An 11,502-nucleotide genomic window follows, 5' to 3' on the forward strand; every position below is an offset into this window, starting at 1 on the left:
TCATGCAGTTGCGCTTCACTTCGTTCGCTGTGGTCAGCTTACGGCGGGACTTTCACCCACAAGATTGCGCCCATGCTGGGCGCACAAAAAAACGGAGCCCGAAGGCTCCGCTTTTCATGCAACCAGCCCGGATCAGGCCAGTTTTTTGTGCCTTACACGATGCGGCTGGGTAGCCGCTTCGCCGAGACGCTTGCGGCGATCGGCTTCGTATTCGGTGTAGTTACCTTCGAAGAACACCGCTTGCGAGTCGTCTTCGTACGCCAGGATGTGCGTCGCGACGCGGTCAAGGAACCACCGATCGTGAGAGATCACAATGGCGGCGCCCGGGAAGTCCAGCAGGGCTTCTTCCAGGGAGCGCAGGGTTTCAACGTCGAGGTCGTTGGACGGTTCGTCGAGCAGCAGGACGTTGCCGCCCTCTTTCAGGGTCAGGGCCAGGTGCAAGCGACCGCGCTCACCACCGGACAGGTCCTTGACGAACTTCTGCTGATCGCCGCCCTTGAAGTTGAAGCGACCGACGTAGGTACGCGACGGAATCTCGTAGTTACCGATGCGGATCTGATCCGAACCGTCGGAGATTTGCTGGAATACGGTCTTGCTGCCGTCCAGGTCTTCGCGGCTCTGATCGACGCACGCCAGTTGCACGGTTTCGCCGACTTCGATGCTGCCCGAGTCCGGCGTTTCCTTGCCCATCAGCATGCGGAACAGGGTCGATTTACCGGCACCGTTACCGCCGATCACACCAACGATGGCGCCTTTAGGCATGGAGAACGACAGGTTGTCGATCAACACGCGATCGCCGTAGCCCTTGGAAACGTTCTTGAATTCGATGACCTTGTCACCCAGGCGCGGACCGGCCGGGATGTAGATCTCGTTGGTTTCGCTGCGCTTCTGGAATTCCTGCGATTGCATTTCTTCGAAGCGTTGCAGGCGAGCCTTGGATTTCGACTGGCGGGCCTTGGCGCCTTTGCGCACCCACTCCAGTTCTTCCTTCATGGCCTTTTCGTGAGCCGATTGCTGCTTGGATTCGGCCGCCAGACGATCGGACTTGGCTTCAAGCCAACCCGAATAGTTGCCCTCGTACGGGATACCGGCGCCGCGGTCGAGTTCCAGAATCCAGCCAGCAACGTTGTCCAGGAAGTACCGGTCGTGCGTGATCGCAACCACGGTGCCCGGGAAATCGTGCAGGAAGTGCTCCAGCCAGGCGACGGAATCGGCATCCAGGTGGTTGGTGGGTTCGTCGAGCAGCAGCATGTCCGGCGCGGAGAGCAGCAGACGGCACAGGGCCACACGACGCTTTTCACCACCGGACAGGAATTCGACCTTGGCGTCCCAGGCCGGCAGGCGCAGCGCATCGGCGGCGACTTCCAGTTGGCGCTCAAGGTTGTGACCATCGCTCGCTTGCAGGATGGCTTCGAGCTTGGCTTGTTCAGCCGCCAGCTTGTCGAAGTCGGCATCTTCTTCAGCGTAAGCCGCGTAGACCTCGTCCAGGCGAGCCTGGGCGTTCTTGATTACGCTGACCGCTTCCTCGACCACTTCACGCACGGTTTTGGTCGGGTCCAGGATGGGTTCCTGAGGCAGGTAGCCGATGTTCAGCTCCGGCATCGGACGGGCTTCGCCCTCGAACTCGGTGTCGACGCCGGCCATGATTTTCAGCAGCGTGGACTTACCCGAACCGTTGAGGCCGAGTACACCGATCTTGGCGCCTGGGAAGAACGACAGAGAAATGTTTTTCAGGATTTCCCGCTTCGGCGGAACAACTTTGCCCAGCCGATGCATGGTGAAGACGTATTGAGCCATGGAGAACCTTGGGTCAGTGACAGATGAATGATTGGAGCGCAGGCGAAGCCCGGCCAGACCGTGCGCGTCGTCCGAATGATAGCTATCAATACGTGCGCGCTGAAAAAGTCTGATTTTAGGAGCTGGAACGCTCCCGCGTAACCGGCAAAGCTACCTGATTGACGGAAGGCAGTCCAGCCGAGCGGGACTGGCACTTAGCCACAACTCAAGGCATGCTAGCCGCCCTTCGGGCGTCCGACTTATAGTGCACGTCGCGCCAGCCCAGTCAAACCGCAGGATTACAGTTTGCCTAATGCCACTTCGCCTGTTTCCGTGAGCGCCCCCCGTCCTGCAACCGGCTCACCCCTGCGCGGAACCTTGAAGGGCACACTGGCCACCCTCGTCCTGTTGCTGCTCGCCCTGCTGTTCTGGCAGTTGCTGGACCAACTGCGCGAAACCCAGAAAAGCCAGCGCCAATACACCATCGATTACACCGCCGATCTGGCCGCGCAAGTCAGCCTGAACATGGCGCTCAACGCCCAGATCGCCCTCAATCTGCTACCGATCGTCGAACAACCGCAAAGCCCCGACGAACAGCAGGCGCTGCTGCGCAAGCTGCAACGGTCATTGCCCGAACTGCGCAGCCTGGTCTTGCTCAGCCCCTCCGGAAAAATCCTCAGTGACAGCGCCGATGACAACCAGGACGCCGATTACCTGAGTGACCTGGTGCGGCGCAGTCGCGCCCAGGCGCACTACTTCAGCAACGCCGATGACGGTTCGGTGGTGCATCTTCTGTTGCATCAAGCCAGCGGCAGCACCCGTGGCTATTGGGATCTGCGCCTGACACCGGCTTTTCTCTCAAGCCTGACCAAACTGGATGAAGCCGGTATCCGCCCACGGTGGCTGGTGGAAAACCGGGTCAATCGCCAGATCATCAGCCGCGATGATGCATGGCCCTCAAGCAAGCCAACCGTGCTGACGCCAAATGAACTGGCCAGCAGTGTGCTGACCGTTCCCTTGAGCAACAGCGACTGGCAACTGCGCGGCTTGTTCGATCGCCAACACGTGCTCGAAGACCTGTTGCCGGCATTCATTGGCAAATGCCTGCTGGGCCTGGCGCTCTCTCTGCTGCCCTTCATTGCGCTTCTGAACATGCGTCGGCGTCAACGCCAATTGAATGAGGGCCGTCGCCGTTATCAAGACATTTTCGAAGGCACCGGCGTGGCCCTGTGCGTACTCGACGTGGCCGGGCTCAAGAGCTTTTACGAAAAGGCTCAACTACACAGGCGCGAACAATTGCAAACCTGGCTCGATTCCCCGGACAAACGCCGGCAACTGCTTCAGGAGTTGCGCATCACCGAGGTCAACCAGGTCGCCCTGCAACTGCTCAACGTCAAATCCTGCGATCAAGCCTGGAACCTGCTGATCGACGGCAACCCGCTGGACGGCACCGCCATTGGCAATCAAGTACTCGAAGCGGTGTTCAACCAACAAAAGCAGCTCGAACTCGAAATCAAACTGCAGGATGCCCAGGATCGCGATCAGCATTTGTGGCTGGTCCTGCGTCTGCCGGTCGATCAGGACGACTATAAAGCCGTGATCCTGAGTATCACTGACATCACCAGCCGCAAGCTGATCGAGCTGTCGCTGCTGGAGCGTGAAGGTTTCTGGTCCGACGTGGTGCGCACCGTGCCGGATCACCTGTACGTACAGGACGTGATCAGTCAGCGGATGATTTTCAGCAACCACCACCTGGGGCAGACCCTGGGTTACGACCGCACCGAACTGCATCAAATGGGTGAGTATTTCTGGGAAATCCTGCTGCACCCCGAAGACGCCGATGGCTACCATCGCTCACGCCAGATCCAGCGCCAGGGTGGTTTCAGCCAATTGATGCAGTGCCAACTGCGCTTCCGCCACCGTGATGGCAAATGGCGCAGGTTCGAGATTCGCGAACAGGCCCTGGCACGGGACAAGCACAATCAAGTCACGCGGATTATTGGTGTGGCCAAGGACATCACCGATCAGATCGAAGCCAGCGAGTCATTGCGCGACAGCGAACAGCGTTACCGGATGCTCGCCGAAAGCATCAGCGACGTGATTTTCTCGACGGACAGCAAGCTCTCGCTCAACTATGTCAGCCCTTCGGTGCAGGCAGTGCTCGGTTACGACGCGGGGTGGATCTTCCAGAACGGCTGGCAATCGATCATCGCCAACCCTCAACAACTGACCGGCGTCTTTGACCTGATGGACCGGGTCAGCAAAGCGCTGGATAAACCCGAGCAACTGGCGCTTTTGCGCAGCCAGGTGCAGACCCAATTGTTTCTGTTCGATTGCCTGCGGGCCGACGGCCGCAAGATCCCCATCGAACTGAGGGTGGTGCTGGTCTGGGACGAACACGGCGCATTCGAAGGCGTGCTCGGTGTCGGTCGCGACATCAGCCAGCAGCGTCGGGCCGAGAAAGACCTGCGCATGGCGGCCACGGTATTTGAGCACTCCACCTCGGCCATTCTGATCACCGACCCGGCCGGTTATATCGTTCAGGCCAACGACGCGTTCAGTCGCGTCAGCGGGTATGCCGTGGAGCAAGTGCTCGACGAGTTGCCGAACATGCTGACCGTCGACGAGCATCAGGATTCGCATCTGCGCTACGTGCTCAAGCAACTTCATCAGAACAGCACCTGGGAAGGCGAAGTCTGGCTCAAGCGTCGCAACGGCGAACACTACCCGGCCTGGGTCGGCATCACGGCCGTGCTCGACGATGAAGGTGATCTGGCCAGCTACGTGTGCTTCTTCAGCGACATCAGCGAACGCAAGGCCAGTGAACAGCGGATTCACCGCCTCGCCTACTACGACGCCCTGACCCATCTGCCCAATCGCACGCTGTTCCAGGACCGGCTGCACACCGCACTGCAATCGGCGGAACGGCAGAAGTCCTGGGTGGTGTTGATGTTCCTCGACCTGGACCGTTTCAAGCCGATCAACGACTCCCTCGGTCACGCCGCCGGCGACCGCATGCTCAAGGAAATGGCCACGCGCCTGCTCGGCTGCGTCGACGATGACGACACCGTGGCGCGTATGGGCGGGGATGAGTTCACTTTGTTGCTGCAACCGAAGGTCAATCGTGAAATCGCGCTGAACCGGGCGATTCATGTGGCGGAACAAATTCTCGCCAGCCTGGTGAAACCCTTTGTGCTGGAAGGCCGCGAGTTCTTCGTCACGGCCAGTATCGGGATCGCGCTGAGCCCGCAGGACGGCAACGAACTCAGTCAATTGATGAAGAACGCCGACACGGCGATGTACCACGCCAAGGAGCGCGGCAAGAACAACTTCCAGTTTTATCAGGCGGACATGAACGCCAGCGCTCTGGAGCGTCTGGAGCTGGAAAGCGACTTGCGCCACGCGCTGGAACAGAACGAATTCACGCTGTATTACCAACCGCAGTTCAGCGGCGATGGCAAACGATTGACCGGTGCCGAAGCCTTGCTGCGCTGGCGTCATCCGCGACGCGGTCTGGTGCCGCCGGGGGATTTCATTCCCGTGCTCGAAGAGCTCGGCCTGGTGGTGGATGTCGGCGATTGGGTGATCGGCGAAGCGTGCCGTCAGCTCAAGACCTGGCACCAGACGAACGTCCGTGTTCCGAAGGTTTCAGTAAACATCTCGGCTCGGCAGTTCTCCGACGGTCAGTTGGGCACGCGAATCGCCAACATCCTCAAGGAAACCGGCCTGCCGCCGGCGTGCCTGGAGCTGGAGCTGACCGAAAGTATCCTGATGCGTGAAGTCAGCGAGGCGATGCAGATTCTCGCCGGGTTGAAAAACCTCGGCCTGAGCATTGCGGTCGACGACTTTGGCACGGGTTATTCTTCGCTCAATTACCTTAAGCAATTCCCGATTGATGTCCTGAAAATCGACCGTACGTTTGTCGATGGCCTGCCGTCCGGCGAACAGGATGCGCAAATTGCCCGGGCGATCATCGCCATGGCTCACAGCCTGAACCTGGCGGTGATCGCCGAGGGCGTGGAAACCCAGGAGCAACTCGACTTCCTGCGTGAGCATGGGTGTGATGAGGTTCAGGGTTACCTGTTCGGCCGGCCGATGCCGCCTGCCCGGTTTGAGGCACAGTTCAGCAATGATGAGCTCTTCATGTTCGACTGATTGGAGCTAACAGCTCCGATCAGTCGAACATGAAGAAAGCTGCAAGTTCCAAGTGGCAAGCGACAAGCGACAAGCAAGAGCGAATCGGCTTTTACTTGTCGCTTGCGGCTTGTGGCTTGAAGCCCGCTTATCCACAACCTGATTGTGTTTCATATCCCTTCTAAAAGCGGTTGGGTTAGAATGCCCCCCTTTTCTGCCCCCGATCCTTGAGGACCGCCATGTTCAGCCGTGATTTGACTATTGCCAAGTACGACGCCGACCTTTTTGCCGCCATGGAGCAAGAAGCTCAGCGCCAGGAAGAACACATCGAGCTGATCGCTTCGGAAAACTACACCAGCCCAGCGGTGATGGAAGCTCAAGGCTCGGTACTGACCAACAAGTACGCCGAAGGCTACCCGGGCAAGCGCTACTACGGTGGCTGCGAGTTCGTTGACATCGTCGAGCAACTGGCCATCGACCGTGCCAAAGAACTGTTCGGCGCCGATTACGCCAACGTTCAGCCACACGCCGGTTCCCAAGCCAACAGCGCCGTTTACCTGGCCCTGCTGTCGGCTGGCGACACCATCCTGGGCATGAGCCTGGCCCACGGTGGTCACCTGACCCACGGTGCCAGCGTTTCGTCCTCCGGCAAGCTGTACAACGCCATCCAGTACGGCATCGACGCCAACGGCCTGATCGACTACGACGAAGTCGAGCGCCTGGCGGTTGAGCACAAGCCAAAAATGATCGTGGCTGGTTTCTCCGCCTACTCGCAGATTCTGGACTTCCCGCGTTTCCGCGAAATCGCCGACAAAGTGGGCGCTTACCTGTTCGTCGACATGGCCCACGTGGCCGGTCTGGTCGCCGCTGGCGTTTACCCGAACCCGGTACCATTCGCTGACGTCGTGACCACCACCACGCACAAGACCCTGCGCGGTCCACGTGGCGGCCTGATCCTGGCTCGCGCCAACGCCGACATCGAGAAGAAGCTGAACTCCGCCGTATTCCCGGGCGCCCAGGGTGGCCCACTGGAGCACGTGATTGCCGCCAAGGCGATCTGCTTCAAGGAAGCGCTGCAGCCTGAGTTCAAGGCCTACCAGCAACAAGTGGTGAAAAACGCCAAGGCCATGGCCGGCGTGTTCATCGAGCGCGGTTTCGACGTGGTCTCCGGTGGTACCGAGAACCACCTGTTCCTGCTGTCGCTGATCAAGCAGGAAATTTCCGGTAAAGACGCTGACGCCGCACTGGGCAAAGCGTTCATCACCGTGAACAAGAACTCCGTGCCAAACGACCCACGCTCCCCGTTCGTCACCTCCGGCCTGCGCTTCGGTACACCGGCTGTGACCACTCGCGGCTTCAAGGAAGCTGAGTGCAAGGAACTGGCCGGCTGGATCTGCGACATCCTGGCAGACCTGAACAACGAAGCGGTGATCGACGCCGTTCGTGAGAAGGTCAAGGCTATCTGCAAGAAGCTGCCGGTGTACGGCGCTTAATCAGCCCGCTAAACCGTAGCAATAAAAAAACCGGCCAGTGATGGCCGGTTTTTTAATGCCCGCGAAATGACCTCCACACCGGCATTTGATTCAGTTGGCCGCCACCCGCGCAAACCCTTCTCGAATCTTATCTTCCGGCAGATCATCGGCAATGAACACAATCACGCTTTCCCGCGCCTCGCCCTCTGCCCATTCTGTGTCCCAGTCGAAGCCGTACAACTTCAGTACACCCTGAAACACCATCCGACGCGGCTCTCCAAGGATGTTCAACACCCCTTTGTAGCGCAGCAATTGCTTGCCATGGTCTTCCAGCAGTTCGTTCATGAACTCGCTGAGTTTGTCGATATCCAGCGGCTTGTCGGTGCGCAGCACCAGGCTGGAGATGCGGTCGATGGACGGCGCTTTACTCACCGGACGCAAACTCACGCCACCACCCAGGTCGGCATTCAGGTTAAAACCACGCACGTCGAGCAATTCCGCCAGATCGATCTTGCCGTGATCCACCACGCGGATCGGTGCGCGTCGGTTGATGCGGGTCAGGCGCTCACTTAATGCGGTGAATGTCGCTTCGTCCACCAGATCGCGCTTGCTCACCAGCAAGCGGTCGGCGAAACCGATTTGTGCCTGGGCGATGGTTTGGGTCAGGTGAGTCTCGGCATGCGCCGCGTCTACCAGGGTGATGATGCCGTCGAGGATGTAACGCTCACGCAGTTCTTCGTCGATGAAGAAGGTTTGCGCCACCGGTGCCGGATCGGCCAGGCCAGTGCATTCGATGACCAGACGGTCGAAGGCGATGTCGCCGCTGTCCAGGCGTTCGAGCAACAGGTACAGCGCTTTGGTCAGATCGGTATGGATGGTGCAGCAGACGCAGCCGTTAGACAGCGTCATGACTTGTACCGGCTCATCGCCCAACAGCTGGGTATCGATACCGGCATCACTGAATTCGTTTTCGATCACGGCGATTTTCAGCCCGTGCTCGGCTTTGAGCAGGTGACGCAACAGCGTGGTCTTGCCGGCGCCGAGGAAGCCGCTGAGGATTGTTACCGGGATAGGGGGTAGCAAAAGAAGGTCTCCCATACACTGAAAAAACTGTAGGAGCCTGGCTTGCCAGCGATGGCGTCTTCAAGATCGCTATCGCCGGCAAGCCGTGCTCCTACAGTGGTGTGTTACCTAAGCCTCGTGCTTCAACAACACTTCGGCCCACCCTTGCCACCGTAACGCGCGTCCTGACGTTCGCGGAAGAACATTTCGTAGCTCATCACCGGTTTGTCCGGGTGTTTGGTTTGCATATGCTCGACGTAGGTGTCGTAGTCGGGCATGCCGACCATCAGGCGCGCCGCCTGACCGAGGTATTTACCGAGGCGACTCAGGTCATTGAACATGTTTGCAATCCTCGATTACGCGTCCGGCAAGGCCTGGAATGGCGATTCTTTATCCGTACGTTCTTTTTTACCCCAGGAGGCAATGCCGACCTTGAGTGCGTAGAACAGGATACTGAACACCACGAACAGGAACAGCACCGTCAGCGTTGCGTTGGTGTAGGCGTTGAAGATTACGTGCTGCATCTGTGTGATGTCCTTGGCCGGGGCGAGGATCTGACCATTGGCCAGCGCATCGCTGTATTTCCTGGCCAGCGACAGGAAGCCAATCGCCGGGTTGGCGTCGAACAGCTTGATGAAGCCTGCAGTAGTGGTGCAAATCAGCAGCCAGACCGCTGGTAGCATGGTCACCCAGACGTAGCGCTGGCGTTTCATTTTGATCAGCACAACGGTGCCGAGCATCAACGCGATACCGGCCAGCATCTGGTTGGAAATACCGAACAGCGGCCACAAGGTGTTGATACCGCCCAATGGATCGATCACGCCCTGGTAGAGCAACCAGCCCCACATTGCTACGCAACCGGCAGTGGCGATCAGGTTGGCGGTCCAGGACTCGGTGCGTTTCAGCGCCGGCACGAAGGTGCCGAGCAAGTCCTGGAGCATGAAACGACCGGCACGGGTGCCGGCGTCGACAGCGGTCAGGATGAACAGCGCTTCGAACAGGATCGCGAAGTGATACCAGAACGCCATGGTGTTTTCACCCGGCAGGACACTGTGCAGGATCTGCGCAATACCGACCGCCAGGGTCGGCGCACCACCGGCACGGGCCAGGATGGTGGTTTCGCCGATGTCATGGGCCACCGCTTGCAGGGCTTCCGGGGTAATGGCAAAGCCCCAGTTGCTAACCGCTTGCGCCACTGCCACCACATCACCGCCAACCACGGCTGGCGGGCTGTTCATCGCGAAGTACACGCCCGGTTCGATCACCGAGGCGGCAACTATGGCCATGATGGCGACGAACGATTCCATCAGCATGCCGCCGTAACCGATGTAACGGGCGTTGGTTTCGTTATCCAGCAGCTTCGGCGTGGTACCGGAGGAGATCAGCGCGTGAAAACCCGAGACCGCGCCACAGGCGATGGTGATGAACAGGAACGGGAACAGACCGCCCTTCCACACAGGCCCCGTACCATCGACAAACTGGGTCAACGCTGGCATTTTCAACTCCGGCATGGTCACCAGAATACCGATCGCCAAGGCGACGATGGTGCCGATTTTCAGGAACGTTGACAGATAATCGCGCGGAGCCAGAATCAGCCACACCGGCAGAACCGCCGCGACAAAACCGTAACCGACCAGCATCCAGGTAATCTGAATCCCGGTGAAGCTGAACGCCTTGGCCCAGACCGGATCAGCAGCAATCTGCCCACCGAGCCAGATCGACCCCAGCAGCAGCAGCACGCCGACCACGGAGATCTCACCAATGCGGCCCGGGCGGATATAGCGCATGTAGATGCCCATGAACATCGCAATCGGAATGGTCGCCATGACCGTGAAAATACCCCACGGACTTTCGGCCAGGGCCTTGACCACGATCAGCGCCAGCACCGCAAGGATGATGACCATGATCAGGAAGCAGCCAAACAGCGCGATGGTGCCGGGAATGCGGCCCATTTCTTCACGGACCATGTCGCCCAGGGACCTGCCATTACGGCGGGTCGACATGAACAACACCATAAAGTCCTGAACGGCACCCGCCAGCACGACACCGGCGATCAGCCAGAGCGTACCGGGCAGGTAACCCATCTGCGCCGCCAATACCGGACCGACCAGAGGCCCTGCGCCGGCGATGGCCGCGAAGTGGTGACCGAAAAGAATGTGTTTGTTGGTCGGAACATAGTCCAGACCGTCATTATTGAGCACTGCGGGGGTGGCCCGTCGCGGGTCGAGTTGCATTACATTGTTAGCGATAAACAGACTGTAGTAGCGATACGCAACCAGATAAATGGCCACCGCAGCGACCACAATCCACAAGGCGTTGATCGCCTCACCTCGGCGCAATGCCACTACACCCAGGGCGCACGCACCGACGATTGCCAGCAGAAGCCAGGGTAAGTGGCGTAGCAGGCTATTATTATTTTTCATTTTATGATTCCAGCCAGAGTGGACAAGAAAGACAGCCACCCCGAGTTTAGCTCGCCTGACGGCAAAGGCCATACCCCGATATGGGTCTAGACACCCGTCTGCGCTGGCAGACCTTGATAATGCGGGTCTATAGTCAGCGTACCTTTTCGAGGATCGCGCCATGATTGCGCACGCAGCTGACCGCCGTCGCTTCAAACGTATCGCGTTCGATGCCAGAACCGAGCTGAGTCAGGGGGAGTACATCTGGCCAGTGAAGTTGATCGACCTGTCACTCAAGGGCCTGCTGATCGAGAAGCCAGAGCCGTGGATGGGTAATGGAGAGTGGCATTTCCTCGTCGATATTCATCTCACCGATGACGTTGCCATCAAAATGGATGTGCAACTGACCCACGAAGATCATGGCCAACTCGGCTTCGTCTGCAAACACATCAGCCTGGAATCCATCGAGCGCCTGCGGCGGTTGATCGAACTCAACCTGGGGGATCCAGAGGAACTGGAACGCGAACTCGGCGCCCTGATCGAAGTTTGAAGCGACCACAAATCCACTAATGAAATGGCTACCCCCGCTGCCCCCTGTGATCGCCCACTAAGCTTTCACAGGGGGCCTACCGGAGACCGTTGCCATGAACAAAGTA

Annotated in this window: 7 protein-coding genes; 3 read left to right on the plus strand and 4 right to left on the minus strand. The window is 58.9% G+C overall.

Annotation, left to right across the window (positions count from 1 at the left end):
- Positions 1-132: 132 nt before the first annotated feature.
- A complete protein-coding gene (ettA, locus tag J2Y56_RS28135) occupies positions 133-1,797 on the minus strand; it encodes an energy-dependent translational throttle protein EttA (RefSeq protein ID WP_007943963.1) in 1,665 nt (554 codons plus the stop codon).
- A 285-nt stretch (positions 1,798-2,082) separates the two neighbouring features.
- Between ettA and J2Y56_RS28140 the strand changes: the two genes are divergently transcribed.
- Together J2Y56_RS28140 and glyA are read left to right on the plus strand one after the other, a co-directional pair.
- Positions 2,083-5,931 (plus strand): EAL domain-containing protein, encoded by a 3,849-nt coding sequence (locus J2Y56_RS28140; protein ID WP_310354062.1) that lies wholly within the window; start codon positions 2,083-2,085, stop codon positions 5,929-5,931.
- A 218-nt stretch (positions 5,932-6,149) separates the two neighbouring features.
- Complete coding sequence (gene glyA / locus J2Y56_RS28145; protein WP_007943961.1) at positions 6,150-7,403, plus strand: serine hydroxymethyltransferase; 1,254 nt, start codon at positions 6,150-6,152, stop codon at positions 7,401-7,403.
- 90 nt (positions 7,404-7,493) lie between these two features.
- Here the strand turns inward: glyA and yjiA are convergent, their stop codons facing one another.
- The 3 genes from yjiA to J2Y56_RS28160 all read right to left on the minus strand — a co-directional run bounded on the left by yjiA (position 7,494) and on the right by J2Y56_RS28160 (position 10,867).
- Positions 7,494-8,465 carry a GTPase gene (yjiA, locus tag J2Y56_RS28150; RefSeq protein WP_007943960.1) on the minus strand — a complete coding sequence of 324 codons (972 nt, stop codon included), beginning with the start codon at positions 8,463-8,465 and terminating at the stop codon, positions 7,494-7,496.
- Between the two features lie 122 nt (positions 8,466-8,587).
- The gene (locus J2Y56_RS28155) at positions 8,588-8,785 is read right to left on the minus strand and encodes a YbdD/YjiX family protein (RefSeq protein ID WP_310354065.1); all 198 of its coding nucleotides are present in this window, start codon (positions 8,783-8,785) and stop codon (positions 8,588-8,590) included.
- Between the two features lie 15 nt (positions 8,786-8,800).
- Positions 8,801-10,867, minus strand: a complete 2,067-nt coding sequence (locus J2Y56_RS28160) for a carbon starvation CstA family protein (protein ID WP_150781657.1) — start codon at positions 10,865-10,867, stop codon at positions 8,801-8,803.
- A gap of 160 nt (positions 10,868-11,027) precedes the next feature.
- Between J2Y56_RS28160 and J2Y56_RS28165 the strand changes: the two genes are divergently transcribed.
- Positions 11,028-11,396, plus strand: coding sequence for a PilZ domain-containing protein (locus J2Y56_RS28165; RefSeq protein ID WP_007946582.1), 369 nt, complete (start codon positions 11,028-11,030; stop codon positions 11,394-11,396).
- Positions 11,397-11,502: the final 106 nt, after the last annotated feature.

This window comes from Pseudomonas sp. BE134 (genome assembly GCF_031456105.1).
In the GTDB taxonomy this organism is placed as follows: domain Bacteria; phylum Pseudomonadota; class Gammaproteobacteria; order Pseudomonadales; family Pseudomonadaceae; genus Aquipseudomonas.

Bases quoted from the DNA above. Each gene is read 5' to 3' on its own strand.
- ettA (WP_007943963.1), bottom strand. From the start codon at position 1,797: ATGGCTCAATACGTCTTCACCATGCATCGGCTGGGCAAAGTTGTTCCG.
- glyA (WP_007943961.1), top strand. From the start codon at position 6,150: ATGTTCAGCCGTGATTTGACTATTGCCAAGTACGACGCCGACCTTTTT.
- J2Y56_RS28155 (WP_310354065.1), bottom strand. From the start codon at position 8,785: ATGTTCAATGACCTGAGTCGCCTCGGTAAATACCTCGGTCAGGCGGCG.
- J2Y56_RS28160 (WP_150781657.1), bottom strand. From the start codon at position 10,867: ATGAAAAATAATAATAGCCTGCTACGCCACTTACCCTGGCTTCTGCTG.
- J2Y56_RS28165 (WP_007946582.1), top strand. From the start codon at position 11,028: ATGATTGCGCACGCAGCTGACCGCCGTCGCTTCAAACGTATCGCGTTC.